Here is a 26,673-nt window from a genome sequence, read left to right as displayed (position 1 = left end):
AGGGTAACTGTACATTCAGTTTCATCATAGCGATTTTTCCAGAGAGCGGAAATTAACTTTTGTGGCGGCAAAATCTGCTATTTTATCGGAAATTTTTGGATTTTACGGAATTTTTATCCATGGCACCAGGGTGTATCCTTCGGGAAATTTACGGGTGAGTTTCAAGGCGATCGCCACAGGTAGAATTTTCGCGGGTACCGTTGGCCCAAACTTGGTAGTCACGCACTAACTGGTCAAGGAGTTGCCCCTTGATGCGTTGGAGAATTTCCCGCAAAAGGCGATCGCCCGTTTTTTTCACCAGTGCTTTGGGGGTAAACCAGAGGGGCGGCGGCAATTCGAGTTTAACCTGGAGATCCGCTTCACCTTCGAGTAACCATTGCTCCTGTTCATCAGCGATGGGTTGTAATCGACCAGTCACATCGAGTTTAAAGCCCTTCATAAAGGGTTCTAGACCCCGCAACTGGTAGTCCAAACTTTTGATATGGACTTGGTAGTGGCGATCGCACCAAATTTTCAAGGTCACAATGGGCTGAAATTTGTACAGATCTAAAAAACCAATGGGCCGCATTTTGAGTTGGTATTGATCCGGGGCAATTTTTTCGGTGCGTTCTGGATCGGCGATCGCCCCCACCAGACAATCAATGTCTTGGAGATACTCTTGAATCGGACGGGGTGCCTCTGGTACGGAGAGGGCAACAACTTCGAGAGCTTGGAAGCGGATGGCCATAGTAAAGTTTTGTTCCTAAAATTTTGTAGTCAACATCGAATCAATAGAAACCCTGGTTTTGCCCCCAAAAAGCACCCCAGAAAATTTCAAAAAACGCTCAAAATTGCCTAGAGACGCCGGTTTTTTAGGGATATGTAACGCAACGTAAACTTATATCACCTTTTCGCCAAGGGACTTCTAGCCCTGCGGTAAACTAACCCATAATCCAGAATGCTGACATAATCAAACCACATTCTTGTAGGAGTTAACACTCAATGTCTCATAGCGTTAAAATTTACGACACTTGCATTGGCTGCACCCAGTGCGTCCGTGCCTGTCCCCTTGATGTCCTAGAGATGGTTCCTTGGGATGGCTGCAAAGCGGGTCAGATCGCATCTTCTCCTAGAACGGAAGATTGCGTTGGTTGTAAGCGGTGTGAAACTGCTTGCCCCACCGACTTTCTCAGTATCCGGGTTTACCTCGGTGCCGAGACAACTCGTAGTATGGGTCTGGCCTACTAAACTCGCCCATTTAACACAAGCCTTTTTGTATTGGGTTATATTAAAACACTATCCCATTAACGTTTTCAACCATTCTGGTCATTTCCGGAGAGGCATTTTAGTCCTCTCTTTTTTTTATTGTCCGCTACATTATATTTGTTTCGCCATTAGAATGCGGCGATCCGCGTAGATGGCGATCGCCATGGGTCAGACTTGTTCAGGATTAAGTTCTATTTTTAAAAACAATCAAGAGTAAATTAACCAATCCAGTTAATTTCTGTGGGATCAGTCTCCTTGGCTGTGTTTAAGGTCTCTTTAGAGAGTGGGGGTTGAGTCGCTTTCGCGTTGGGCTGCTGGGCGAGAGATGTTTTGGGATGATGGGTAGTCTGCCAAAATCGGCGATCGCCAACATGTTGATTTAGGATACGACGCAGGAAAAAATTCAAGGTTTTCTGGGGAATATAACCTTTCAACACCGCTAAACTGCCGAATAACATATGGTTTAGCCGTTGCTCATCAAGAATTAGGGCGAGCTGCTCGGTGGTCAGTAAATCCGCTTCAAGTAAATAATCACCAAGCCGTTTGCTATCAATTAAGATCAACTCTTGTTTAGCATACTTTGCAAAAAAATCAGCCGTGGGTTGACGAATCCAGCCCCGCAAAGTCAAAATTTCACCAAATTTTAAATCACTATAAATTTGCTGATCAAAAAGAGCCGTTTGTAATTGGGCTTCGGAAATTAAGCCTGCATCTTCAAGGACTTCGCCGATCAACTGAATTTTCGGACCATTGTTGGTAGATGCTGCATTCATAAGCGCTATTTCAACCTACTGTGACGATGCAAGAACAATACTTTACAGACCCAATGATACTCATTGCCGTTAAAGGATTGCTCTTTTATTTTTTATTTTCCCCATAGAAATATAACTAGACATCTATTGTTTTAATTGGGACGCTACAGTACCTATTTTGTTAAATCTTAATGCAATCATAAGTGATGAATGTTAATTTCGACTCCTACTTTCGCCATAGACAAGATGATCAATTTTTTATCTGCGAAAATTGTCGCAATTTTGATCTGTATTTAATCATTCTCTGCTCAGAGACAGAAGCACTGGAATAAATATAAATACTTAATGATTTTTTGAGTCTTGCTTCATTAAAAATCAAAATTCTGACATTGCCATGGGCGAAAAGGCTGAACAGCAAAAGGCGATCGCCTCCGCCCTGTAGAAAAAAAGAGAAGTGATCTCAAGCTGGATATTTAACTGGCAGAGCAAGTCCCTAGGGGATAATCAAGACCGGACAAGGAGAAAGATTCGTAACTTTGCTCGTGACACTTTCGGCGACTCCTTCTTGGGTTAAGCCCATACCCCGACAGCCCATCACGATTAAATCAGCCTCAATTTCATCGGCCACATCACAAATGGTAAAAGATGGCATCCCTTCCCGTTCAATGATCTCCGCTTCGATCCCCGCTTGGGCAAAGAGATCATGGGCTCCCTGGAGGAGCTTCGCCACCGCTTCTTCGGAATTCATCACCCCCTGGCGTTCCTCTGGCTCTGTCGGTTCGACCACGGAGAGCAAGACTAAACGACTTTGGAAGGATTTCACAAGCTGAATCACGGTTTCCGCCGCTTCACGGGCTTCACGACTTTTATCAACGGGAAAAAGAATGGTTTTAAACATGGTAGCTCTACCTCCTAGACACAGGCTCCGGTAAAATCTGCATGGAGATATTTTTCTGGATTTGGAACTTCTAGTTCAATTTTCTCGGAAAAATGGTCTTCTTCTGATGACAAGATGACAGAACTTTATAAAAAGCAAGCATTTGGAGGATCCTAATTGTGGCTAAGAAATCAGTTGCAAATTTAACAGAGGCAGATTTAAGCGGTAAGCGCGTGTTTGTCCGGGTTGATTTTAATGTACCCCTCAATGAGAGTGGTGTAATCACTGACGATACCCGGATTCGGGCAGCACTCCCCACCATCAAATATTTGACTGAGAAAGGTGCCAAGGTAATTCTTGGGAGCCACATGGGTCGTCCGAAGGGTCAGGTGGTTGATTCGATGCGCTTAACGCCTGTGGCCGCTCGTTTGTCTGAATTGTTGGGCCAATCTGTCACCAAGTGTGATGATTGCGTTGGAGATGATGTGAACCAGGCGATCGCCAACCTCGGCAATGGTCAAGTGGCGTTACTAGAAAACCTCCGCTTTAACCCCGGCGAAGAAAAGAATGATCCCGAATTTGCCAAGCAACTCGCGGCCAATGCAGACATTTATGTCAACGATGCGTTCGGGACGGCTCACCGTGCCCATGGTTCCACCGAAGGCGTAACCCACCATGTTGGCACTTCTGTTGCGGGTCTTTTGATCGAAAAAGAACTCCAGTTCCTCAAGGGCGCCATCGAAGCCCCCAAACGTCCCCTCGTGGCGATTGTTGGCGGTTCTAAGGTATCCAGCAAAATTGGCGTCATCGAAACCCTCCTCGAAAAGTGTGACAAGCTTTTGATTGGCGGCGGGATGATCTTTACGTTCTACAAAGCCCAAGGGAAATCCGTCGGTGGTTCCCTCGTCGAAGATGACAAGATCGATTTGGCAAAGAGCTTAATGGAAAAGGCCCAGGGGAAAATTTTGTTGCCCACTGACGTGGTTGTCGCAGACAAGTTTGCCCCCGATGCTGAAGCTAAAACTGTCAGCGTTGACGCAATTCCCGATGGCTGGATGGGTCTCGACATTGGTGCCGATTCTGTGAAGGTCTTCCAAGAAGCTCTTGATGGCTGTGGTACAGCGATCTGGAATGGCCCAATGGGGGTATTCGAGTTCGATAAATTTGCCGTGGGTACCGAGGCGATCGCCAAGACCCTTGCTGGTGCGACTGAAACTGGTACGGTCACGATTATTGGGGGTGGAGACTCCGTTGCGGCCGTCGAAAAAGTTGGTGTTGCAGACAAAATGAGTCACATTTCCACAGGTGGTGGTGCCAGCCTCGAACTGCTCGAAGGAAAAGAGCTTCCCGGTATTGTTGCCCTCGATGATGCCTAAACTTTTAACCGTTCTTTTGCTCTAACAAATACCCCCCTAGCTCAATTTAGGGGGGCTTTTTTACAAAGAATTTTCCGAGAATGTTAAGCCTGTGGGACATCCTCTAGGGCAAATTGCACCAGGCGATCCACCAATTGAGGGAAGGGAACGCCGCTTTGTTGCCACAATTGCGGGTACATACTCAGGGCTGTAAACCCAGGCAGGGTATTAATTTCGTTAATTAACACCGTCTGGGTCGCTTCCACATAGAAAAAATCCACCCGGGCAATGCCACGGCAGTCGAGGGCTTGGAAGGCTTTAATGGCGAGTTCTTGAATTTGTTGGGCGATCGCCCCTGGGATCTCCGCAGGAATGTGCATACTAGATTTCCCGTCGGTGTATTTCGTTTCGTAGTCGTAGAAATCACTGTCAAAGCGAATTTCCCCCACCACCGAAGCTTTGGGCTGATCATTTCCTAGGACGGCGCATTCCACTTCACGAGCTGTCACTCCAGCTTCAACAATAAGCCGACGGTCATATTCTGCCGCGAGATCCAGCGCTTTTTCTAGTTCGTCACGGGTGCGCACTTTACTAATTCCCACGGAAGACCCCAGATTTGCGGGTTTAACGAACATCGGATAATTGAGCTGGGCTTCAATTTTGTCGCAGACCTTTGGGAAAACACAGGGGCCAGACCAGACTTCAGAACGCAACACGCCCACATAATCCACCTGGGCCAAACCCGCCTGGGCAAAAACCATTTTCATCGCCAGCTTATCCATACCCGCCGCTGAACCGAGCACTTTACTCCCCACAAAGGGCTTTTCCATGAGGGTCAGTAGGCCTTGGAGGGTGCCATCTTCCCCATTGGGGCCGTGGACAATGGGAAACCACACATCAATGCTGGGGGCTGCCTGGGGAAATTGCCAGCGACTGGCCGGATCAACGGTTTCTACGGGGAGGGCTTTGCCGGCAGTGAGTACCTGTTGGGAAATCTCTGGGTCGTGCCAAATACCATTACAGTCGATGTAAAACGGGAGGAGTTCGTATTTGTGGGGGTTATCTTCCTGGGCAAAGGCTTTGGCGATCGCCGCCGCTGAAACGATGGAAACATCATGCTCCCCAGATTTCCCGCCAAACAATAAACCAACCCGTTGCCGTGCCATCACGTTCTCCACCATAGATATCGGGATCATTATAGGGGCAAGGGGACGCCGCGAATGGCAAAATCGAGCAGTTCCATCGGATGCCACAGGGGAATGGTTTGTCCTTGCTGCTGGAGCTGGTTTTGGATTTGCAGACTACAGCCTGGATTCGCCGAGGCGATCGCCTTCGCCCCAGTATTCATTAAATTTCTGGCTTTCCGTTCCCCCAGTTCGGCGGCAATTTCCGGTTGAAGGAGGTTAAATACCCCGGCACTGCCACAACAGAGATTGTGTTCAGCGGGTTCCCGGAGCTGCACATTGGGAATTTGTCGGAGTAGATCGCGCGGTTGGGCGGCAATTTTTTGGCCATGGAGCAGGTGGCAAGCATCCTGATAAACCAGGGGAAAAGCTTCGGATGTTAAAGGATTTAAAGGGGTCGTTAAACCCACCGTTGCGAGAAATTCCTGAGCATCACGCACTTTAGCGGCAAAATCCTGGGCTTTTTGGGCGTAGTCTGGGTCATCTTGCAAAATTCGTCCGTATTCCTTGAGGGTATGGCCACAACCGGCGGCATTGATAATGATGTAATCGAGGTCTTGATCGGCAAAACTATCGATCATCTGCCGCGCGAGTTCTTGGGCTTGTGCCGTTTGTCCTTGGTGGGCCGGAAGCGCCGCACAACATCCCTGACCCTGGGGAATCACCACTTCACAGCCATTGGCCGTTAAGACCCGCGCCGTTGCTTCATTCACCGAAGAAAAGAACAACCGTTGGACACAGCCCAGCACAATGCCAACGCGGTACCGTTTTTCCCCCTGGGCTGGAATTAGGGTGGGTAATACTTTTTTGCTGGCCTGGAGATTAACTTTCGGCAGAATCAACTCCATCGCCGCCAGTCGAGGAATTAGTTTGAGAATGCCTAATTTACGGACGAGCCATTGCAGACCCGAATTTTGATAAACCCACAACAACGGCAGCAGCAATTTTAAGCGCAAAGGATAGGGAAACAAATTAAAAATCAGCCACCGAAATAGGCGATCGCCGAGGCTTCTGGTGTAGTTGCGCTCAATTTGCGCCCGCATCGAGGCCAGCAGTTCATCATAACGGACTCCCGACGGACAAGCCGAAGTACAGGCCAAACACCCCAGACAACTGTCGAAATGTTGTACCGTCGCGCTGTTAATTTCCGCCTCCCCTTTGGCGATCGCATCCATCAGGTAAATACGGCCCCGGGGAGAATCCATCTCCGAGCCGAGCACCCGATAGCTCGGACAGGTATCCAAACAAAAGCCACAATGCACGCAACTGTCGATCACTCCCTGTTCTGGGGGAAGCTGCGGGTCAAAACCACCTAATTTTGTGTCAGAAAGGGTCATTGCTCGTCCAAAAACTGCCTCAGATCACTATAAAAGTTTGCGGCTCCGAGAAAAAACCTCCCAGGATAGGGAGGCGGAAAATCAACATAATTCGTAACGTCTAAAGGCTTAATGGGTAATCCTTTAAGATGAAAACTTAACGGTTTCGGGGGAAAACGTAGCCAACCCCTAGGGTAAGGCCCACATCTGCATCATTGGAAAAACCGACATTAAGCCCCACATTTCCGACAAAATCCCGTGAGAAACGGTAGTCAAAGCCGCCAGTGGCCAAGAAATCTGTATCGCCAGAATCTGTGACGATGCCGCCGCCAACATAGGGATTGACGCGTCCCCGACCAGCAAAGTCATAGGTGATTGGTAGCGTCACAGAGGTATCATCCCCGAAATTGACGCCAGGGCGGAAGGATAAATTGTTCAGAATCGCGATTTTACTAATGACCGTGACCCCATCATCGGCAACACTACGATCGGGATCTGTTAAACCGACATTACCAGCAACGCCAATGTAACTGTATTGATTCGTGGGAGTGATTTGGGCCTGGGCTGCACCGGCAGTGAGCATAACGCTACCGAGGCTAAGTAAAGCAATTATTTTTTTCATGGTTGAGCACTCCTCAAAACACTTGAAACTTGCCAGAAAAAGTCTCGCTTAGGAGACAGAAATCAAGGGTTTGCCAAGTTTCTTTACATCTCCATTGTAGGATTTTCATTCAGGAATTGGGTTTTAGTGGAGAAGGACGGCTCTATTCGGAGGTAACGCTGTCCCGTTGCCAGGCACCATAGCGTCCGGCGTAGAAGGAAAGAATTGCTTCAATTTGTTGGCGATCGCCTTGGGGAAGATCCGCCGGATAGCGTAAATGCATTTCCCCAATTTGACTGTGGAAATAATTAAATTTTGGCGATCGCCGCAACTCTAATTCCACCTGTACTTGGGGCACCTGTTGCAGATGGGCCGCCACCTCCCGATAAATAGCCAGGGGTAAATCTTCCCGCCGCAAACATTCTGTGATCAGTTCTGTTACAGTGCCCGGAGTTGTCACAATCGCTATCCTTTTTCACATCGAATTCTAGGAGCATTGTACCGTTTTGCCTGCTCCCCCTGGGGCAATATTTCAATGGTGGTTGGCTTGTGTTTTGAACGAGCTTAACCTTCTTCTAAGGTCGGCACAGTGCGTTCTCCGGGATTACTCGCCACCGAAGTTTCATTGAGTTTTTTCTGAATCGTCATGCCATACTGCTCCAGGGTGACCACGGGAACGCCCCGATTAAAGGCGATCGCTTTTACGAGTACCTGACCATTAGCGACGTAGTCTCCTACCTTCACATAGCGGCTAAAACGCTCGTCGGGAGATTCCACCATCACATAATCAATACCATTGATCTGTACGACCCCCGTCACTTTGGTGTTATTTGCGGCAGTGGGTTCTGGTAGGGATGGAAGAATGGGGCTAAAGTCTAGAGGGGGTGGCGGTGGGGCGATCGCCACGCTCCCAGGAGCTGTACCAGGGGTGGTTTGTCCAGGAGTGCCAGCGCCATTGGCTGTGCCAGGGGCACCCGGTTGTGCACCAGAAGTAGTTGGTGTCGGAGCTGGGGGAGGTGCTAAAGTCACTTGGGGCGCAAGGGAAAGATCCGCAAAGGGATCGGGGCGGCCTTCTGTGGTAGCCCGACGACGGGCATCGGGGTCAGTGGATGGGATCAGCACAGAAGACAATGTTTCTGTTGTCGGGGGGGCAAACAATTCAGCGTCTGGCTCCGGAGCGGGAGTCGGTGCTGTGGTTTGGGGGGTTTCCGGGGTCGGTTCATCACCGCCACCACCGGGCAATAGAGAGCAACTCCCGAGCGTTAAACCCACGGCAACAAGGGGCAACAACAGAAATACTTGACGCATGGCGGAAACCTCGACACAAAATGCTGGGGTAGGGGGTGGATGAAAATGAAGTTTTAAAAAGTTGCTTCCAGTGTAGAGGAAAGTGCCAGATTGATTCTCAATTAATTGGTGAAATTTAACGGTTACTTGTTAATTGTGCCAAAACTTTTCCCGTAAACCCCTCGAAATGCAGATGAGGAATTATATAAATGCTTGTTTTACACCACAGTCATCCTTGGGATGTTTCCCCTGGGGTGGCCCGGGAGATTCAAACGTCTCTAAGGCAATGGATCGTGCTTCAAGATGACTTACCAACGAACGTCAAAACCATTGCGGGGGTGGATGTGGGCTTTGAGGCGCGCTTCTCAATCACACGGGCGGCGGTGGTGGTTTTGTCCTTTCCTGATCTAGAGATCCTCGAAACGGCGATCGCCCGCTGTCCCACTTCTTTTCCCTATGTACCGGGATTGTTATCTTTTCGGGAAGTGCCCGCCATTTTGGAGGCATTAGAAAAAATTACGCATCTACCAGATTTATTGTTCTGTGACGGCCAAGGTTACGCCCATCCACGCCGTTTAGGGCTAGCCTCTCACTTGGGGGTCTTGTTAGATTTACCGACGATTGGGGTGGCAAAATCCCGCTACATCGGTACCCACCAAGAGGTGCCCCTCGAAAAAGGGCAGTGGGTGCCTTTAGAGGATCACGGTGAAACCATTGGTGCAGTGCTCCGGAGTCGGACGAAGGTGCGTCCCCTCTATATTTCTGTGGGTCATCGGATCAGTTTAGCCACAGCCCTTGATTTCGTCCTCGCCTGTACGCCGAAATACCGTCTGCCAGAACCAACGCGCTTGGCGGATAAATTGGCTTCTCGAAAACCTAATTTCCCATAAAAAAACCGCCTTGGGGCGGCATCGATTTGTTTAAAAAACTGAATGGACGATTTAGGCGATCGCACAGGCCCGACGGTAGCACCACCGCAGCAAAGTGATCCCCAAAACAAATTTCGCGGCCTCTAAGACCCAGTACAAACTATGCCACACGGACATTTGCAAAGGCATCGTTGCTGTGCCATTGAAGCCGGACATTTCTAAGCCAAAGCCAGCCAATTGAGGCGTAATCAAATAGGTATAAAGCAAAGCAATATTTAACAAAATACTGGCAATGACGAGGGCATTTAAGGCTTGGCGATCGCCAAAGAGATGTTCAAATTTAAACCCAAAAAAGATCGTTAGAATTCCGGCGGCACAGACCACCTCTAAACGATTAAACACCTCAAACAAAACATAGCCAGTGCTAATAAAACCGCTGTCGGCCATCATTCCGGTCATGGACAACACAGGAATGATCACAAAATCGAGGAGAAAAGAGGCACTCAACCAAAACCCCAAGATCGTCATGACAATAGCCGATAAGTTGAGGGAAAACGGTTGCTTTTTGAGGGCATAGTTGAACATAGTTTCTTCTCCCGAAACTGGGCCTTACTTTTTTAGCTTAAAAGCTTAGGGAACCCCATCGGTAGCATTGTCCCAAAACGACATAATCTAGTAATACTCTTTCATAAATCGCAATACTCTCAGCTGGTTTTAGAGCGATTCACCAGCGTGGTAAGAACTACGTACCAGAGGCCCTGAACGCACATGGGAAAAGCCCATTTCCTTGGCGATCGCCCCTAGGTGTTCAAATTCTGCCGGTGTCCAATATTTTTGTACAGGTAAATGGGCTAGAGACGGGCGCATGTATTGGCCTAGGGTGAGGCGATCGCAGCCCACGGCCCGTAAATCCCGCAACGCTTCAATAATTTCCGCTTCCGTTTCCCCGTGACCGAGCATTAAACCCGATTTCGTTGGGATCTCAGGATTGTACGCTTTGACTAACTCTAAAACCCGGAGCGATCGCCCATACTTTGCCCCCCGCCGCACAGGGCCCTGGAGCCTTTCCACCGTTTCAATGTTGTGGTTGTAACAAGCCGGTTGCGCTGCCACCACCGTTTTTACCCGTTCTGTCTGGGCCGTTTCTGCCCCTTTCCCACTCCAAAAATCTGGGGTCAGCACTTCGATTTGTGTTCCTGGGTTTTCAGCCCGGATCGCGGCCATTACCGCCACAAACCAGCCAGCTCCCCCATCGGCAAGGTCATCCCGCGCCACTGAAGTCAACACCACATAATTCAGTCCCAACAGCCGCACCGACTCCGCCACTTTTTGGGGTTCCTCCGGGTCAAGGGGGAGGGGGATTTGGCCTTTATCCACCTGACAGAAAGCACAGGCCCTGGTGCACACTTGCCCCATCAATAGAAATGTTGCGGTTTTATTGGCGTAACACTCACCTCGATTTGGGCACTTTCCTTCCTCACAGATGGTGTGAATGCCCCGTTGCTTAACGATTCGCTGGACTGTCGAGATCTCACTGGCTTTACCGAGGGGAGCTTTGACCCAACTGGGCATGGGCAAAATCGGGGCGCTGGAGGAGTGAGACGCAGAAGAAGCCATAATTTTTATAAAAACGCTGTTGAGGGAAGTTCTGGGATTTTTAGAATTAGTTTACTGAAAATCTAGTTAACCTAACATCCCCAGGTACGGGGCTAGCCCAGTGATCAAAGTCACGGTGGCTTCAGGTCGATGAGTATGTCAAACTGAGGAAAACTCAATCGCTTAACTTCTAGATGATCGTAAATCTTGGTTGAAGCTTTTAAAATTTTTACCAAGCTCACGCCATCATAGAGACGACCCAGCCAGCTATTTTATGTTGTGAAGGAGTATGTTGTGACCCACAAAATCCTAGTGATTGACGACAGCAAGGTGATCCGTATGCGGGTCAAGGATATGCTGCCAGAGGGGAATTTTGAAGTCATTGAGGCCAAGAATGGACTTGAGGGCTTCAATCTCATCAATACGGAACATCCCAATCTGATCATGTTGGATTTTCTGCTGCCGAAGATGAGCGGCTGGGAAGTATACCAAGAAATTCAAAAACGCCCGGAACTAAAGGCAATTCCTCTAGTGCTGATGTCTGGCCGCAAGGAAGAAGTCACCGAAAAGCTCCCGGAACCCTTTGAACTGTTTTCATTCATCGAAAAGCCCTTTGACCAAAAGCAACTGATCAACGCGATCAAAGATGCGATGGCGAAGGCGAAAAAACAGGCCCAAACAATCCCAGAAGTTTCTCCTTCTTCCCTCAGCGCGAGCACAACGGGAAATCCAATGGCAGCAGAAATCGTAGCGTTACAGGCGAAGGTAAATGTTCTCCAAGGGGAAATCGATCTGCTCAGAAAACAAATGGGACAGTTGGTCAATTTCGTGAAACAGAAGTTGAAGTAGAATCGCTAAACTTGACCAATATTTGTATTTGTTGAACTGCCGACCAGATGATCATTGGCGAAAACATCAAGGGACAATAATTTCGATGGGTGCACAGCTTTCTTCTTTAGTTAAGGTGTTGGTGATTTCGGCGGTGGGGGCAGCGTTAATCAAGTATGGTCTGCCCTATGGTTTCAACCTAGCGGCGATCGCCCCATCTAATGGCGGTGCTTTGGCGGCAATTTTACTCCCGGCGATGGTGATGGCCGGGCTCTTGTGGTGGCGGAGTACGTCCCAGACTTCCTAAAAGGGCAAGGGTTAGTCAAAACTAAGACATAATCAAAACAACAGCACTAACTTGAGGCGTGTGAGTAACGTGGATTTTCGGAAATGGAGTGGCTTCATTGTTCTTCTGAGTTCCCTGTATATTCTCTGGCAAATTAAAGCGTTTTTACTGTTGTTACTCACGGCGGTGATCCTGGCTAATGCCCTCAATGTGCTGGTAATTAAGCTGCAAACCTGGGGCGATCGCCTTGCGGCCCGTTTCAACCAACCCTTACTGCGAATGGGGCGTTCCTTCGCCGTATTTACCGCCCTGTTTATGGTGGTATTGATCCTCTGGCTCGCCTTCACCATCGTCATTCCGCCTTTTATTGGCCAGTTCCAAATTTTGTTTAGCAAGCTCAATACAGGCTTTTATGAAATCGATGAATGGTTAGATTCCCAAATTTTCAAAATTGAAGAAAACTTTGGTCTGCCGATCAGTGAACAACTGCCGAATCTCGATGAGGTGATCCCCCAAATCCCGACCCTGCTCAATGAGCTGCTCAATCGCGGCTGGAGTTTATTTTCCGACTCCCTCAAGGTACTTTTAAATGTCTTGCTGCTGACGGTTTTGACCTTGATGTTTCTGGCGGATCCCCAACCCTATCGCCAGGGATTTATCCGTTTGTTTCCTTCTTTTTATCGCCGTCGGGCCGACGAAATCCTCACCCTCTGCGACGCCGATCTCAAAGGCTGGGTCGCAGGCATTATGTTCAATATGTTTTGTATTGGCATCCTGAGCTATGTGGGTCTTTCGATTTTGGGGCTGTCATTGGCTCTACCCCAGGCGATTTTGGCTGGTTTACTGACCTTTATTCCGAATATTGGCCCGGCTTTGAGCGTAATTCCTCCCATCCTCATTGCTCTGTTGGAAGCTCCATGGAAAATCTGGGCAGTTTTAATCTTATACTTCGTAATTCAGCAGGTAGAGGGAAATGTTTTAACCCCTTGGGTAATGGCCCGGCAAGTCTCCCTACTCCCTGCCGTAACGCTTTTGGCCCAGGTTTTGTTTGCGGTGACATTGCAGTTGGGGTTTTTGGGGCTGTTCTTGGCGTTACCCCTAGCAGTTATCGGTCAAGTGATCGTCCGAGAGGTATTGATCAAAGATATTTTAGACCCTTGGCAGGCGAGGGAAGAAGGCCAAGTGCTGGCGATGGTCTCCGGAATTGTGGGTATTGAAACTAGCCAATCCGTGGCGCCAGAACCGGAAGCAAAAACGCCTGAATTGCCGACGGATCATCCGCCGGAGTCCCCCAGTTAAGGGAAACTTTGTGTACCCTTGTTAGGAGTGATTTTATTCTGGTTGAGGAATTGATGTATGGGTGCGTCCCGGAGTGATTGGCGATCGCCAGTGGTCTTAGGTCTAGTTGTCAGCTGTGCCGTGAGCCTTAGTGGTTGTGGTGGGCCACCGCCCCAAGCCCAAACTCCCCAGGGAGTACCAGTAAAATTTGAAACCTTAGATTCAGATCTGCTCGCCACCACCACTGAATACGTGGGGGTTTTAGAAGCGGATAATCTCGTGACCCTCAAACCAGAAGTAGACGGCATTATTCAAGCCATTCAAATCCAAGAGGGGGATACTGTCACGGCAGGAACGCCCATTTTGACCCTCAAATCAGAACGCAGTCAGGCTTCTTTGCAACAGGCGATCGCCGGGGTAGAAGCGGCCCGGGCCGCCCAAGCCAATGCCGAAGCCCAACTCAGTGCTGTCAATGCGGAAAAACTAGAGACCCAAGCCGACTTAAAACTCCGGGAACAGGATCTCCAACGGATTAAAAGCCTAGTGGATACCGGGGCTTTACCCCAGCGGGATCTCGACCAGAGCCAACGGGATCTAGAGGTGGCCAAGGCGCGGCTAAATACCATCAATCAACGGATCAAGGCTGCCCAAGCAAGTGTAAATCAAGCCAAAGCCACCCTCCGCCAATCAAGTAATACGGTGGCGATCGCCAATGAAGATCTCCGGGAAACCCAAGTAACAGCCCCCGTTGCGGGCACCATCGGTGACTTAACCGTGCAACAAGGAGACTACCTCGAACAGGGAGCCACCATTGCCACCATTGCCCAAAATACACGCCTGAGTCTTAACTTTTTTGTGCCCATCGAGCAGGCTCCCGATCTGCGTCTCTCCCTCCCCGTCGAGCTGATCGACTATCGCACCCTCGAAACCGTGGGTCGGGGTCAAGTAAGTTTTATTTCCCCAGAAGTAGACTTTACCTCCCAAACCATCTTGGCGAAGGCCAGCTTCGATAACCCTGACAATCGCCTTTTCACAGGGCAACTGGTCAAGGCCAAACTTATTCTGAGTCAGCAAACCGGGGTTTCGGTGCCTGTCACGGCTGTATCCCGCATTGGCGCAGAAACTTTTGTCTTTGTCACTGCCCCCAATCCCGACGCCCAAGGGGAAAACGATCCCCCCCTGATTGCCGTCCAAAAATCCGTCACGTTAGGCGCCATTGAAGGCGATCGCTATCAAGTGTTAGAAGGATTAACCACCGGGGAACAGGTGATTACCACGGGCATTCTCAATTTGACTGACGGCACCCCTGTCTTCCCCCAAACCGAAGAAGTCTTCCAGTAAAGCGTTAGGGATTTAGTTAATGCCGATCACATATTTGCGCCATTCGTGGTTGAGATCATCCCGGGTGTATTTCAAAAGCTCGAAATAAAGGCTACTGTGGGGTTTGCGCGGCTGGATCAGTAACTCCATTTCTGCTTCTTTGGGGGTGCGATTGCCCTTACGAACATTGCAACGCATGCAGGCGGTAACGAGGTTTTCCCAACTGTCTACGCCACCGCGCGATCGCGGAATAATGTGGTCGAGGGTCAGTTGCTCGCCACGCTTACGGCAATATTGGCAGGTGTGGCGATCGCGTTCCAGAATATTTTTGCGAGTGAGGGGAATCTCGCGGTAGGGCACCTTAATGTAGTGGCGCAGGCGAATGACGGTGGGGAGAGGAAAATTCTGGTAAATGACGCGGCCATTGTGTTCTAGGCTTTCGGCCTTGTCTTTGAGCAACAGCACCACTGCCCGACGCCAACTGGTAATGTTGAGCGGCTCATAAGAGGCATTTAGCACCAATACCTTGGCCATATTCTCCCCGTAATCTTTGTAAAAAAAGACGCTAGACTCAATATTTCCGCCTATGCTAGCACAGCTCTCAAAGACAGGGGGCGTTGTCGCCACTGGGGCCATTACGCCACAATTTGTGTATATCCTTGATGATTTAAACTTTTTTCAATGAAAATTGCGATTACTGGTGCAACAGGTCTTGTGGGGCAACGTTTGGTTGAACGTTTGTACCCTGCCCATGAGCTTTTAGTCTTGACCCGCAGTGAGGCCAAAGCCCAAGGCATCTTTCCGGCTTCTGTCTATTCAAAGCTCAAAATTTTGGCCTATATCCCCACGGAGTCAGGCCCCTGGCAGGACTGTATCTCTGGCTGTGATGCGGTGGTGAATCTGGCTGGGGCTCCCATTGCGGAACAACGGTGGACACCCAGCTATAAGCAGGAAATTCGCCATAGTCGCCAGGGGGGGACAGAAAAAATCGTCGAGGCGATCGCCAAAGCTGACCAAAAACCCCAGGTACTCATTAATCCCTCCGCCGTCGGCTATTACGGCACCAGTGAAACCGCCATCTACACTGAAACGAGCCCTCCCGGTAACGACTTCCTCGCAGACGTTTGTCAAGCATGGGAAACGGCGGCCCTAGAAGCCCAAAACCACGGCACTCGCACCGTCATTCTCCGGTTTGGGATTGTCCTCGCCAAAGAAGGAGGAGCCCTCGCCAAGATGATTCTCGCTTTCAATACCTTTGTCGGCGGCCCCCTCGGCACAGGTAAACAATGGGTTTCTTGGATTCACCGCGATGATCTCGTTAGCTTGATTGAAATGGCCCTTACCCAAGCCGATTGGCAAGGCACCTACAACGGCACTGCCCCCAATCCAGTCACCATGGAAACCCTCGCCCAGACCCTAGGATCTGTCATGAAACGCCCAGCTTGGCTCCCGGTACCGGGCTTTGTTTTAGAATTACTCCTCAGTGATGGTGCGAAAGTCGTATTAGAAGGGCAAAAAGTGCTACCCAAACGAACCGAAGAGGCTGGCTTCCAGTTTAAATTTCCGGATCTCAAAGCTGCCCTGGTTGATTTACTGGCTAGTTAATTCCCCGACAGCCGAATGGTTTAGCCAGACTTGTGAGAGTCAGCAGCCTATTATTTTTGATAAAGATTTATCGTATTTTTTTACAAACCATGTCTGAAATTATTACCTCCGCCGTGAGCGATCGCATTTGTAACCACATGAACAAAGACCATGGCGACGCGGTTCTCCTGTACGCGAAACATTTTGGCCAGTGCCATCGCGCAGAAGCCGCAAAAATGTTGTCCCTGGATGAAACGGGGATGGCCCTTGAAGTGACCGACACCACAGGCACAGAAGCGGTACGCATCCCTTTTCCAAAAACTTTAGCCAATGCTAAGGAGGCCCACACTGTTTTAGTGGAAATGATGCAAGCAGCCCAAGGTAATCCCACCTAAACAAACTCCCGGCAACTTAAACCATAATTTGTCTAAAGTCGTCTATCCTAAGCGTTCTGTGGGGATGGGCGGCTTTTTGGCGGTCTAGGATATCTCAAAATTTTATAAAAATTTAAGAATCATGTCCTTTATAGTATGCATTCCGTTTAATTGGCTACTCTAAAGTCAGCTCAACGCGCCATATCCTAAAGAAAACGAGTGCTTGTGCCTAAGGATCCCCTGACTTATGAAAGCGACCCCTAGATTTTTTCCTTCACTGTGTATCACCGTCACGATGAGTTTTTTGGCACCGATGGTGGTTTGCGGTTTACTCTTGACCCTCTGTGCGGCGGTGGGGATTTTCCCTGGGGTAACTGTTGAATTGTTAACGGATGCCTTTGGGAATGTGCTAAAAGTTTTTGGCAATGGGCGCATTTGGGAAGGGGTCTTAGTCATTGCGATCGCTTGTGGTTTTGTCGGCGGTATGTTTGAAACCTTCAACTTTTACTATTACCAAAACATGAATTAAGGAACTAAAGTCCTGGGGGCGACCGTCTGAGAACATAACGGAAAATTGCGATTGGTTACTATAGAAAAGAACAAGCCTTCGGTTTGTCATCCAATCTACCTTCCCTATTCAAAACAGCCACAGGAACACAAGCATCATGTTGCATCATCGAAAAAACCGCTGGATGTATGGCCTATTAGCCTGCATTGTCGCGATCAGCGTCAACCTTGCGACACCCACCGTTAGCCAGGCGGGTTTTTTTGAAAATCTTTTGCGGGGCGTTTTAATCTGGGGGGTGCAGAGTTATCAAATTTCCAATCTCTCGGATGCCCAGGAACAGGACTTTGGTCAACAAATTCACAATGAACTGACCCGTTCCGGCCAGGTTAAACTCTATCAAAATCAGCGGGTTGTGAGCTACATCAACGAAATTGGTCAACGTTTAGCGCGCCAAAGCACACGCCCAAATTTAAATTACAAATTCTTTGTCGTCGAAGATGACAGCGTGAATGCCTTTGCCACCATGGGAGGCTACAACTATGTCAACACAGGGCTAATTAAAACCGCCGCCAATGAGGCAGAACTTGCTAGTGTGATTGGCCATGAAATTGGTCATATTGCGGCGAAACATTCCCTAGAACAGATGAGAATGCAGGCCCGGAACCAGGGTATTTTGGCGGCGACGGGCTTGGATAGTAGTCAGATTGTCCAGTTGGGGGTGGCGATCGCCGTTGATTATCCCAACAGTCGCAGTGACGAAACGGAGGCGGATGATCTTGGGTTTAATATGTTGACCCGGGTCGGCTATGCCCCAGAGGCGATGGCTTCATTTATGAAAAAGTTGATGGCAGCCAACAGTGGTGGTGGTGGTCGTCCCCCGGAATTTTTGAGTACCCACCCAGCCACCAATGATCGAATTGTGCGACTCCAAAATAAAGCCGCCCGTTATTCGGGGAATCCTCAAGGTTCGCTCTATGCGGAGGGGTTAAATCAGCAACGTTATCGGAGTCGTCTGTCGCCCCTGCTCTAAATGGTTAGTTTTTAACTCAGTTTTTCAGGCGATCGCTTTCCTTGGCGATCGCCTTTTTTGGGTATATCTGTGAGCAAAAAAAATCCCCCATGGTGCTGGGGGAAAGGAATTGTATTCGATATATGCGGGCGAGTTAGTTAACGGCCGCCACCCTGTTTTTGTTTGAGGATATCGAACATGGCATCCTGAATTTGTTCCTGGAGAGTCGGATTATTGGGCAGCTGATTACTAATGCGATTAAAGGTGCTGCGGGGCATAATGTCGTCGATGAGGTTGGGCAAGACATTGTTGCAGTAGTTACGCACTTTCCCAATGGCGGCACGGTTATTGAGACGGTTAATACTCTGGGGCTGATCACAGCGAATTTCCCAGTCCGGTTTGCGGCCAATGAGATTTTCGACATCCAACAAGAGATTATCCATGCTGTTGTTGCCGTAGATCGCCAGATAGGCTTCGGCATAGCGATTAATGTCTGCGGTGCTCGGTTGTTGGGCGATCGCCTGATTTTGCCAGCCAAGAATTTCCGGTTTGAGGGTTAATTGGGGCGCTAGCCCCAAGCCCAGGGCGCTGAGGGTAAGGCAACTGCCCAGCAAATAATCTTGGAAGCGACGGGGTAAAAGCATAATGACCGATGGGGAATAAAAATCAGCGATGGCAAATTTTAAACGTATTTAATATTAAAGAATAGGTTTTAGGGAGGGAAGTTCCAGGGGGCAACTTTTTTCTGCCATGGTTGCAAGGGTTTAGCGGAAATGCTGACAGAGTTCGAGAATTTTAGTCGGGAGAATTTCCTCGGCGATCGCCCCTTGTTTCAGTCCGGCTTCGAGTTCGAGCAAAATCGGTAGGGTTTTTAGCAGTTGCTGGCCCCGCAACCGGGAAATTTCTTTTTTCAGAAAATATAATCGTTTGGGATTCTTGAGATCGGCCAGTTTGGCGATCGCCTGATCGTCCCGTTCCCCAGCCTCGATCATTACCTTAATAATTGTCCACATCCGGAATTGACCGATCAACGTCGCCACAATCCGCAGGGCAGGCTCATTTTGCGCCAACAGTTCCCCCACCAATTGAATCGCTAAACCACCATTGCCTTCCCGGATCGCCTCACAGAGTTGCAAACTATTTTGGTTCGTTGCTGCCACCAGTTGCTGAATTTCTACTTGTGTTAACGGTTGTGTCCGGCTCCCCTGATAAATTCTGAGCTTTTCTAACTCATTCCAGAGCCGTCGCGTATCATTGCCCACCGCCTCACCCAGTAATTCCGTTGCTGGTCGATCTAAATTCACCCCCAATTCCCGCGCCGTACTTCTGACCCGATCCGCAAGGGCTTCCGTCTGCCACGGGGGAATCGGCGAAAATTCCCGTACTTTCGCGTGTTCCTGGATAAATTTTGTCGATTTTAGCCGCTTATCTGGTTTTTTACGGCTCGTAATTAACAGGTGTGAACTATCCGGAACCACGGGTAATGTCCGGTGCAATTCCTGCAAAAGACTATCCGAGCAAGATTGGCACAGGGTCGCTTCATTTAGCCAAATTAACCGTCCTCCCATGCCAAAGGGCGGCGTCATTACCTCATTCAGCGCATCAATAATACTTTCCTCTTTACTGCCATCGTAGGTCTGAAAATTAAACGATAGCCAAGCTGGATCTAAAACCGATTGCTTAATCTGATCCACCGCTTGGGCGATCGCAAAATCATCCTCTCCCCAGAAAAAATACACCGCCATCGCAATCCGCTAAAATCACAAACAAATCAAGGTAAAGTAAATAGAGCATCCCTCGCAACGTAACCATTATGCCCAGAACACAGCGCAACGATAATTTCATCGACAAAAGCTTTACGGTGATGGCCGATATCATCCTCAAAATTCTGCCCACCAATAACCGTTCCAAAGAAGCCTTTGCCTATTATCGCGATGGGATGTCGGCCCAAGCCGATGGGGAATATTCCGAAGCCCTCGAAAACTACGAAGAAGCCCTGAGACTTGAAGATGACCCCAATGATCGTAGCTATATCCTCTACAATATGGGCCTGATCTATGCCAGTAACGGCGATCACAACAAAGCCCTAGAACTCTACCATGAAGCCATTGATCTCAATCCCCGGATGCCCCAGGCCCTAAATAATATTGCGGTGGTCTATCACTACCAAGGCGAAAAAGCAAAGCAATCTGGCAATGAAGACGAATCAGAAGCGCTCTTTGATAAGGCCGCAGAATATTGGAAGCAGGCGATCCGCATCGCGCCGAACAACTACATCGAAGCGCAAAACTGGCTGAAAACCACCGGCCGCTCGGAAATGGACGTCTTTTTCTAAGCTAGCTCGATATTTAGAACTTTAAAGAAAGCATTTACATTGAGAATTTAAACATGATTGATCTTGAACAGGTTCGCAAGGTTGCCCATCTGGCACGGTTGGAATTGACATCGGAAGAGGAACAGCGCCTACCCTCCCAACTCAGCGCGATTTTGGATTATGTTGAACAACTCAGCGAACTGGATACGGACAATGTAGAGCCGACCACCAGAGCCATTGACGTGAGTAATATCACCCGTGCCGATGAGCAAAAAACCTTTGGCGATCGCCAACTTTTACTCGATAATGCCCCGGATCGCGAAGATGATTATTTCCGAGTCCCCAAGATCCTCGGCGAAAGTGAATAAGTAAAATTATTCAGTTTAATTTGCTGTTATAAATCCTCGTAAGGGGATTTTTTTGTGTCTCTCTAGTACAAATCTCAAGGTTTTCGAGGACTTCCAAAAAATTTGTACAATACAATACGGTTTCTTTAAAAAATATTAAGGTTTTATCCATGGGCCAGACCACAGAAGCGCAAACCCTAAAGTACGGTGAGCGGGAAATTGAAAATGGCGAACTCATTACTTTCCCGAACCCCCGTCCCGGACGTCGCTATACCATTAACATCACCCTGCCAGAATACACTTGTAAATGTCCTTTTTCTGGCTATCCGGATTTTGCAACGATTTACATTACCTATGTACCGGATCAGAAAGTGGTGGAGTTAAAAGCGATCAAGCTCTACATCAACAGTTACCGCGATCGCTATATTTCCCACGAAGAAGCAGTTAATCAAATTCTCGATGACCTGGTCGCGGCCTGTGATCCCCTCGAAATGACGATCAAAGGAGACTACCAGCCCCGTGGTAATGTGCATACTGTCATTGAAGTCACCCACACCAAAGAACAAGCATGATGATTTTCGCTTGGCAGTTCCAATCCCCTGGCCCCATTTTGTTTGAGGTGGGTAATTTTGCAATCCGTTGGTATGGTCTTTTAATCGCGATCGCCGTGTTGATCGGTGTGAATCTCTCTCAATTTTTGGCAAAGCGACGGGGGGTTAAACCGGAGTTGCTAACCGATTACGTCATTTGGGGAATTATTGGGGCGATTCCCTGCGCGCGACTGTATTATGTGCTATTTCAATGGCGCAGCTACGCCGATCGCCCCCAGGATATTATTGCAATCTGGCAAGGGGGCATTGCGATCCACGGAGCGATCCTTGGCGGTGTGATTGCGGCCTTAATTTTTTGTCGCTTGAATCGCCTTTCTTTTTGGCAACTGGGGGATTTGATTGCGCCTGCTCTGATTTTGGGGCAAGCCATTGGTCGCTGGGGAAATTTTTTCAATTCGGAAGCCTTTGGGGCACCAACCGATTTGCCTTGGAAGCTTTATATTCCCCTCCAAAATCGCCCTTTAAACCTTGTGGAATATGAATATTTTCACCCGACTTTCCTCTATGAATCTGTCTGGAATCTTGGGGTTTTTGCGTTACTCCTCTACTTGTTTTTCTGGGGTTTGCGCCATGGCGATCGCCTCAAAACAGGCACAATTTTCCTGACCTACTGGATCGCCTACAGTGCTGGCCGCGTCTGGATCGAAGGCTTGCGCACTGACAGTTTGATGCTTGGTGGGATTCGCGTCGCCCAATTGGTCAGTTTGACAGGAATGGCCCTCGGTATTTTGGGATTAGTCTGGTTATATGTTCTGAAACGACGCTTACCCGATGTGCGATCGCCGAGGGAATTGCGAGAGGCAGAAGCTATCCCAGACAATTCCGAGACTTAAACCGTTACCATTGCTCCTCTAGTGACAACATTATCCATGGGCCAAACCATCCTCGTTACGGGCGCTGTCCGCTCCGGCAAAAGTGAATGGGCCGAACACCTTGCACTCCAGTCCCAACGCCCCATCACCTACATTGCGACGGCCACTGAAAATCCTGACGATCCCGAATGGATGGCCCGCATCCAACACCACCGCGATCGCCGCCCGAAAAATTGGGGATTTATGGGTGAGTCAGTCCATCTAACCGAAGCGATGCGACGTATCCCCGAAGACCACTGCGTCCTTGTAGATTCCCTCGGTCTGTGGGTGGCCAATCATTTAGAAACAGAGCCTGCTCCTTGGCAACAGCTCACCACAGCATTTTTGGAGGCGATTAAAAGTTCCCCACGGATGCTAATTCTCGTCGCCGAAGAAACGGGTTGGGGCCTCGTCCCCACTTACCCATTAGGACGCTTATTTCGCGATCGCCTGGGCCGTTTGATCCGCGAAGTGGGCCTCGTTTCCGATCAAGTCTATTTATTGGTGGGTGGCCATGCCTTGGATATCAAAACCCTAGGACATCCCTTGCCTCCGGTAAAAATGCCCCTCAGCTGAGGTTGATTGTATCTTTTTGTAACAAAAACTCTGCTAGATATTAAGAAAAGTGTTTACACTCAGGTTATGAAATCCTTCAGAAGGCTATATGCCTATGGAGTATGTGTTATTTTAAGAAACGTTAACCATCTGAAATAGCCTATATTTCATAAGGTTGACCCGCTTACATGATTCTCGGAAACTCCCCTGACCATAGGATTTATACCTATTGGCTTTTGCTCATTTGACAGGGAGAATCCATAACAAGGAAACTAGCGTAAGCCATTTAATATCCAACCCTTGTTCATTCATATAGACAAGAGGAATTAAAAACTATGACTATTGCAGTCGGACGCGCGCCCCAGGAACGAGGCTGGTTTGATGTCCTCGATGACTGGTTGAAGCGAGATCGATTTGTCTTCGTCGGTTGGTCCGGTATCCTCCTGTTCCCCTGCGCCTTCATGGCTCTCGGTGGCTGGTTGACTGGTACCACCTTCGTTACTTCTTGGTACACCCACGGATTAGCATCTTCTTATCTCGAAGGGTGTAACTTCCTGACTGTTGCTGTATCCAGCCCTGCTGACAGCCTCGGTCACTCCCTCCTTTTCCTCTGGGGCCCCGAAGCCAACTGGAACTTTGCCCGTTGGTGCCAACTCGGTGGACTCTGGAGCTTTGTTGCCCTCCACGGTGCTTTTGGTCTGATCGGTTTCATGCTGCGTCAGTTTGAAATTGCCCGTCTGGTGGGTATCCGCCCCTACAATGCGATCGCCTTCTCTGGCCCCATCGCGGTATTCGTCAGTGTATTCCTGATGTACCCCTTGGGTCAGTCTAGCTGGTTCTTTGCCCCCAGCTTTGGTGTCGCTGGTATCTTCCGTTTCATTCTGTTCTTACAAGGTTTCCACAACTGGACGCTCAACCCCTTCCACATGATGGGGGTTGCAGGGATTCTCGGTGGTGCGCTGCTCTGTGCGATCCACGGGGCAACGGTAGAGAACACCCTGTTTGAAGACAGTGACCAAGCAAATACCTTCCGAGCGTTTGAGCCGACCCAGGCAGAAGAAACCTACTCGATGGTGACCGCCAACCGTTTCTGGTCTCAGATTTTCGGGATTGCGTTTTCCAACAAGCGTTGGTTGCACTTCTTCATGCTGTTTGTGCCGGTGACTGGGCTATGGATGAGTTCTGTGGGGATTGTGGGTTTAGCATTGAACCTACGGGCCTATGACTTTGTATCCCAGGAAATCCGCGCGGCGGAAGACCCCGAATTTGAAACGTTCTACACGAAGAACATTCTGTTGAACGAAGGTATGCGTGCATGGATGGCACCGCAAGACCAAATTCACGAACAATTTGTATTCCCTGAGGAGGTATTACCCCGTGGTAACGCTCTCTAATGCGCCCATTTCCGGTGGTCGTGATATCGAATCGACCGGCTTTGCGTGGTGGGCTGGTAATGCCCGCCTGATCAATCTCTCCGGTAAGCTCTTGGGTGCCCACGTTGCCCATGCTGGCCTTATCGTATTCTGGACTGGTGCGATGACTTTGTTTGAAGTCGCTCACTTTGTCGCAGAGAAGCCCATGCACGAGCAGGGTTTCATCCTGATGCCTCACCTCGCAACCCTTGGTTGGGGTGTCGGCCCTGGTGGTGAAGTTATTGATACTTTCCCCTACTTTGTCGTTGGTGTATTACACCTGATCTCTTCTGCGGTTCTCGGTCTGGGTGGTATCTACCATGCTGTCCGTGGCCCTGAAACCCTCGAAGAATATTCCAGCTTCTTTGGTTATGACTGGAAAGACAAGAACCAAATGACCAACATCATTGGTTATCACCTCATCCTCCTGGGTTGTGGTGCGTTGCTACTTGTCTTTAAAGCGATGTTCTTTGGTGGTGTATACGACACCTGGGCCCCTGGTGGTGGCGACGTACGTATCATCAGTAATCCAACTTTGAACCCGGCAGTAATCTTTGGTTATCTGTTCAAAGCACCCTTCGGTGGCGAAGGCTGGATGATCGGTGTCAACAACATGGAAGATATTATCGGTGGCCACATCTATGTGGGTCTGATTTGTATCTTTGGTGGTATCTGGCACATCCTCACTAAACCTTTCGGTTGGGCCCGTCGTGCGCTCGTTTGGTCTGGTGAAGCTTATCTTTCCTACAGTCTCGGTGCGCTGTCTTTGATGGCCTTCATCGCGACTTGCTTTGTATGGTTTAACAACACTGCTTACCCCAGTGAATTTTATGGCCCGACTAACGCTGAAGCGTCCCAGTCCCAGGCTTTGATTTTCTTGGCCCGTGACCAATCTATGGGTGCGAACGTTGGTTCTGCCCAAGGTCCCACTGGTCTTGGTAAGTACCTGATGCGTTCTCCTACCGGTGAAATCATTCTCGGTGGTGAAACCATGCGCTTCTGGGATTTCCGTGGTCCTTGGCTGGAGCCCCTCCGTGGCCCCAATGGTCTTGACCTCGATAAAATCCGCAATGACATTCAGCCTTGGCAGCTTCGTCGTGCGGCTGAATACATGACCCACGCCCCTAATGCTTCCATTAACTCTGTTGGTGGGATTATTACGGAGCCTAACTCCTTCAACTTTGTGAACCTCCGTCAGTGGTTGGCTGGTTCTCACTTTGTTCTTTCCTTCTTCTTCCTCGTTGGTCACCTGTGGCATGCTGGTCGTGCACGGGCGGCTGAGGCTGGTTTCGAGAAAGGGATTGACCGTGAGACTGAGCCTGTACTGAACATGAACGAACTCGACTAAGAATCTGTTGAGGCGTCAGTTTAGTTACTGAGTTTCATGAATAAAAACTCCTGCCCCTAGGGTAGGAGTTTTTTGCTTTTGGGAAAGTCTTAGAAGAATCAATACGAGCGGAACATGGCTTGGGTGCCTTGTTCGAGGGCATCAGCTAACTGGGCGGTGTTTTTAAATTTTTGGGTTGCTAAGGTTAAACCGGGTAATTCCAAGTCTGAGAGACTTTCATTGACTAGGCGGAGGTCTTTGATGATGTGCTTGATCATAAAGCCCGGTCGAAAATCCCTGGCGGTAATTTTGTGACCGAGGTTGGCGATCGCCCAGGAACCAGCCGCCCCAGTCTGACAAACTTCGATCATTAAATCTGGGTCAAGGCCTTGGGATTGAGCCAACTGAATCGCTTCACAGAGGGCCACCATGTGGATTGCACAGAGGACTTGGTTGCACATTTTCACGGCTTGACCACTGCCTGTATCTCCACAGTAATAAATATTTTTTCCCATGGCTTCGAGGTAAGGTTTGGCGTCGTCAAAATCCGGGCGATCGCCTCCGACCATAATCGTCAAGGTGCCATTTTCTGCGCCAACATCCCCGCCACTGATGGGGGCATCGAGGAACCGGAGATTTTTTGTTTTGAGTGTTTCGGTAATTTCTTGGGCCGCCGGTTTTCCAATGGTGCTGAAATCAATAATTAGGGCATTGGGTTTTGCGTCGTGGATTACCCCTTCTTCTCCTAAGAGAACTGCTTTAACGTCGGGGACATCGCTCACACAACTAAAAATGTAATCTGCATCCTGTACCGCAGTGGCGATCGCCGGTGTAACGGACAAACCCGCTGTGACGACCCTAGCTAAGTGGGGACTGGCAGCGGAACGGTTCCACACAGTAACTTGATAACCTTTTTTCTGGAGGTTGAGGCTCATCGGTGCCCCCATGACCCCTATTCCGAGAAATGCAATTTTTTTCGTCATCGTT

The 26,673-nt window shown here is 49.2% G+C and carries 32 protein-coding genes; 18 read left to right on the top strand and 14 right to left on the bottom strand.

Going from position 1 to position 26,673, the window contains the following annotated elements; genetic code table 11:
- Nucleotides 1–148: 148 nt before the first annotated feature.
- Nucleotides 149–727 carry a DUF1997 domain-containing protein gene (locus AWQ22_RS08180; protein WP_065710757.1) on the bottom strand — a complete coding sequence of 193 codons (579 nt, stop codon included), beginning with the start codon at nt 725–727 and terminating at the stop codon, nt 149–151.
- A gap of 254 nt (nt 728–981) precedes the next feature.
- Here AWQ22_RS08180 and psaC point away from each other — a divergent pair, with 254 nt between their 5' ends.
- Entirely contained in the window at nt 982–1,227 is a 246-nt protein-coding gene (gene psaC, locus AWQ22_RS16380) for a photosystem I iron-sulfur center protein PsaC (RefSeq protein ID WP_012307203.1), read from the top strand.
- A gap of 236 nt (nt 1,228–1,463) precedes the next feature.
- Here the strand turns inward: psaC and AWQ22_RS08175 are convergent, their stop codons facing one another.
- Both AWQ22_RS08175 and AWQ22_RS08170 read right to left on the bottom strand, forming a co-directional pair.
- Nucleotides 1,464–2,018, bottom strand: a complete 555-nt coding sequence (locus AWQ22_RS08175; protein WP_012307202.1) for a hypothetical protein — start codon at nt 2,016–2,018, stop codon at nt 1,464–1,466.
- 472 nt (nt 2,019–2,490) lie between these two features.
- Complete coding sequence (locus tag AWQ22_RS08170) at nt 2,491–2,895, bottom strand: universal stress protein (protein WP_012307201.1); 405 nt, start codon at nt 2,893–2,895, stop codon at nt 2,491–2,493.
- 158 nt (nt 2,896–3,053) lie between these two features.
- Between AWQ22_RS08170 and AWQ22_RS08165 the strand changes: the two genes are divergently transcribed.
- On the top strand, nt 3,054–4,250 hold the full coding sequence (locus AWQ22_RS08165) for a phosphoglycerate kinase (protein ID WP_065710756.1): 1,197 nt from the start codon (nt 3,054–3,056) through the stop codon (nt 4,248–4,250).
- Nucleotides 4,251–4,333: 83 nt separating this feature from the next.
- Here AWQ22_RS08165 and AWQ22_RS08160 read toward each other — a convergent pair whose 3' ends face one another.
- The 5 genes from AWQ22_RS08160 to AWQ22_RS08140 form a co-directional block, all read right to left on the bottom strand.
- Nucleotides 4,334–5,395, bottom strand: a complete 1,062-nt coding sequence (locus tag AWQ22_RS08160; RefSeq protein ID WP_065711687.1) for a D-alanine--D-alanine ligase family protein — start codon at nt 5,393–5,395, stop codon at nt 4,334–4,336.
- A gap of 29 nt (nt 5,396–5,424) precedes the next feature.
- Nucleotides 5,425–6,750, bottom strand: coding sequence for a (Fe-S)-binding protein (locus AWQ22_RS08155; protein ID WP_065710755.1), 1,326 nt, complete (start codon nt 6,748–6,750; stop codon nt 5,425–5,427).
- Nucleotides 6,751–6,886: 136 nt separating this feature from the next.
- A complete protein-coding gene (locus AWQ22_RS08150) occupies nt 6,887–7,351 on the bottom strand; it encodes a hypothetical protein (protein WP_065710754.1) in 465 nt (154 codons plus the stop codon).
- A 142-nt stretch (nt 7,352–7,493) separates the two neighbouring features.
- Complete coding sequence (locus AWQ22_RS08145) at nt 7,494–7,790, bottom strand: hypothetical protein (RefSeq protein WP_232321323.1); 297 nt, start codon at nt 7,788–7,790, stop codon at nt 7,494–7,496.
- Between the two features lie 104 nt (nt 7,791–7,894).
- Nucleotides 7,895–8,638 (bottom strand): hypothetical protein, encoded by a 744-nt coding sequence (locus AWQ22_RS08140; RefSeq protein ID WP_065710753.1) that lies wholly within the window; start codon nt 8,636–8,638, stop codon nt 7,895–7,897.
- A gap of 188 nt (nt 8,639–8,826) precedes the next feature.
- On the opposite strand from AWQ22_RS08140, the gene nfi reads away from it, so the two are divergent.
- Nucleotides 8,827–9,507, top strand: a complete 681-nt coding sequence (gene nfi, locus AWQ22_RS08135; protein WP_065710752.1) for a deoxyribonuclease V — start codon at nt 8,827–8,829, stop codon at nt 9,505–9,507.
- A 51-nt stretch (nt 9,508–9,558) separates the two neighbouring features.
- On the opposite strand, the gene AWQ22_RS08130 is transcribed toward nfi, so the two are convergent.
- Together AWQ22_RS08130 and lipA are read right to left on the bottom strand one after the other, a co-directional pair.
- Nucleotides 9,559–10,071 carry a hypothetical protein gene (locus tag AWQ22_RS08130; protein ID WP_030007023.1) on the bottom strand — a complete coding sequence of 171 codons (513 nt, stop codon included), beginning with the start codon at nt 10,069–10,071 and terminating at the stop codon, nt 9,559–9,561.
- Nucleotides 10,072–10,200: 129 nt separating this feature from the next.
- Complete coding sequence (gene lipA, locus AWQ22_RS08125) at nt 10,201–11,103, bottom strand: lipoyl synthase (protein ID WP_065710751.1); 903 nt, start codon at nt 11,101–11,103, stop codon at nt 10,201–10,203.
- A 318-nt stretch (nt 11,104–11,421) separates the two neighbouring features.
- Between lipA and AWQ22_RS08120 the strand changes: the two genes are divergently transcribed.
- From AWQ22_RS08120 to AWQ22_RS08105, 4 genes are all read left to right on the top strand, one after another.
- A complete protein-coding gene (locus tag AWQ22_RS08120; RefSeq protein WP_065711685.1) occupies nt 11,422–11,931 on the top strand; it encodes a response regulator in 510 nt (169 codons plus the stop codon).
- An 85-nt stretch (nt 11,932–12,016) separates the two neighbouring features.
- Nucleotides 12,017–12,217, top strand: a complete 201-nt coding sequence (locus AWQ22_RS08115; RefSeq protein ID WP_030007026.1) for a hypothetical protein — start codon at nt 12,017–12,019, stop codon at nt 12,215–12,217.
- A 60-nt stretch (nt 12,218–12,277) separates the two neighbouring features.
- Nucleotides 12,278–13,495 (top strand): AI-2E family transporter, encoded by a 1,218-nt coding sequence (locus tag AWQ22_RS08110; protein WP_232308872.1) that lies wholly within the window; start codon nt 12,278–12,280, stop codon nt 13,493–13,495.
- A 57-nt stretch (nt 13,496–13,552) separates the two neighbouring features.
- On the top strand, nt 13,553–14,815 hold the full coding sequence (locus tag AWQ22_RS08105) for an efflux RND transporter periplasmic adaptor subunit (RefSeq protein WP_012307188.1): 1,263 nt from the start codon (nt 13,553–13,555) through the stop codon (nt 14,813–14,815).
- A gap of 12 nt (nt 14,816–14,827) precedes the next feature.
- Here AWQ22_RS08105 and AWQ22_RS08100 read toward each other — a convergent pair whose 3' ends face one another.
- Complete coding sequence (locus AWQ22_RS08100; protein ID WP_012307187.1) at nt 14,828–15,328, bottom strand: HNH endonuclease; 501 nt, start codon at nt 15,326–15,328, stop codon at nt 14,828–14,830.
- Between the two features lie 147 nt (nt 15,329–15,475).
- Between AWQ22_RS08100 and AWQ22_RS08095 the strand changes: the two genes are divergently transcribed.
- The 4 genes from AWQ22_RS08095 (at nt 15,476) to AWQ22_RS08080 (ending at nt 18,290) form a co-directional block, all read left to right on the top strand.
- Nucleotides 15,476–16,399: a TIGR01777 family oxidoreductase gene (locus AWQ22_RS08095; RefSeq protein ID WP_065710750.1), complete on the top strand. Its 924-nt coding sequence runs from the start codon at nt 15,476–15,478 to the stop codon at nt 16,397–16,399.
- 89 nt (nt 16,400–16,488) lie between these two features.
- Nucleotides 16,489–16,773, top strand: a complete 285-nt coding sequence (locus AWQ22_RS08090) for a DUF2470 domain-containing protein (RefSeq protein WP_012307185.1) — start codon at nt 16,489–16,491, stop codon at nt 16,771–16,773.
- A 274-nt stretch (nt 16,774–17,047) separates the two neighbouring features.
- Nucleotides 17,048–17,281, top strand: a complete 234-nt coding sequence (locus AWQ22_RS08085) for a hypothetical protein (protein ID WP_223209913.1) — start codon at nt 17,048–17,050, stop codon at nt 17,279–17,281.
- 136 nt (nt 17,282–17,417) lie between these two features.
- Complete coding sequence (locus AWQ22_RS08080) at nt 17,418–18,290, top strand: M48 family metallopeptidase (RefSeq protein WP_065710749.1); 873 nt, start codon at nt 17,418–17,420, stop codon at nt 18,288–18,290.
- A 137-nt stretch (nt 18,291–18,427) separates the two neighbouring features.
- Here AWQ22_RS08080 and AWQ22_RS08075 read toward each other — a convergent pair whose 3' ends face one another.
- Nucleotides 18,428–18,913: a DUF4168 domain-containing protein gene (locus AWQ22_RS08075; RefSeq protein WP_065710748.1), complete on the bottom strand. Its 486-nt coding sequence runs from the start codon at nt 18,911–18,913 to the stop codon at nt 18,428–18,430.
- A gap of 120 nt (nt 18,914–19,033) precedes the next feature.
- Nucleotides 19,034–20,014, bottom strand: coding sequence for a DNA polymerase III subunit delta (gene holA, locus AWQ22_RS08070; RefSeq protein WP_065710747.1), 981 nt, complete (start codon nt 20,012–20,014; stop codon nt 19,034–19,036).
- Nucleotides 20,015–20,082: 68 nt separating this feature from the next.
- Between holA and AWQ22_RS08065 the strand changes: the two genes are divergently transcribed.
- The 7 genes from AWQ22_RS08065 to psbC all read left to right on the top strand — a co-directional run bounded on the left by AWQ22_RS08065 (nt 20,083) and on the right by psbC (nt 25,707).
- Nucleotides 20,083–20,604 carry a photosystem I assembly protein Ycf3 gene (locus AWQ22_RS08065; protein WP_030007033.1) on the top strand — a complete coding sequence of 174 codons (522 nt, stop codon included), beginning with the start codon at nt 20,083–20,085 and terminating at the stop codon, nt 20,602–20,604.
- Nucleotides 20,605–20,657: 53 nt separating this feature from the next.
- Nucleotides 20,658–20,951 carry an Asp-tRNA(Asn)/Glu-tRNA(Gln) amidotransferase subunit GatC gene (gene gatC / locus AWQ22_RS08060; RefSeq protein ID WP_065710746.1) on the top strand — a complete coding sequence of 98 codons (294 nt, stop codon included), beginning with the start codon at nt 20,658–20,660 and terminating at the stop codon, nt 20,949–20,951.
- A 149-nt stretch (nt 20,952–21,100) separates the two neighbouring features.
- Nucleotides 21,101–21,502 carry a preQ(1) synthase gene (queF, locus tag AWQ22_RS08055; protein WP_062434213.1) on the top strand — a complete coding sequence of 134 codons (402 nt, stop codon included), beginning with the start codon at nt 21,101–21,103 and terminating at the stop codon, nt 21,500–21,502.
- Nucleotides 21,502–22,374: a prolipoprotein diacylglyceryl transferase gene (lgt, locus tag AWQ22_RS08050; RefSeq protein ID WP_065711684.1), complete on the top strand. Its 873-nt coding sequence runs from the start codon at nt 21,502–21,504 to the stop codon at nt 22,372–22,374. The genes queF and lgt overlap by 1 nt, the downstream gene beginning before the upstream one ends.
- A 36-nt stretch (nt 22,375–22,410) precedes the next feature.
- Nucleotides 22,411–22,968, top strand: a complete 558-nt coding sequence (gene cobU / locus AWQ22_RS08045) for a bifunctional adenosylcobinamide kinase/adenosylcobinamide-phosphate guanylyltransferase (RefSeq protein WP_065710745.1) — start codon at nt 22,411–22,413, stop codon at nt 22,966–22,968.
- A 314-nt stretch (nt 22,969–23,282) separates the two neighbouring features.
- A complete protein-coding gene (gene psbD / locus AWQ22_RS08040; RefSeq protein ID WP_012307174.1) occupies nt 23,283–24,341 on the top strand; it encodes a photosystem II D2 protein (photosystem q(a) protein) in 1,059 nt (352 codons plus the stop codon).
- Nucleotides 24,325–25,707: a photosystem II reaction center protein CP43 gene (gene psbC / locus AWQ22_RS08035; RefSeq protein WP_030008145.1), complete on the top strand. Its 1,383-nt coding sequence runs from the start codon at nt 24,325–24,327 to the stop codon at nt 25,705–25,707. Before psbD ends, psbC begins: the two co-directional genes overlap by 17 nt.
- A gap of 98 nt (nt 25,708–25,805) precedes the next feature.
- Here the strand turns inward: psbC and AWQ22_RS08030 are convergent, their stop codons facing one another.
- Entirely contained in the window at nt 25,806–26,669 is an 864-nt protein-coding gene (locus AWQ22_RS08030) for an NAD(P)-dependent oxidoreductase (protein WP_065711683.1), read from the bottom strand.
- Nucleotides 26,670–26,673 lie beyond the last annotated feature (4 nt).

The sequence above is a fragment of the Picosynechococcus sp. PCC 7117 genome (assembly GCF_001693275.1).
Lineage (GTDB): Bacteria > Cyanobacteriota > Cyanobacteriia > Cyanobacteriales > MRBY01 > MRBY01.
The sequence above is the reverse complement of the archived record's forward strand: the minus strand, read 5'-3'. Positions and strand labels throughout refer to the sequence as shown.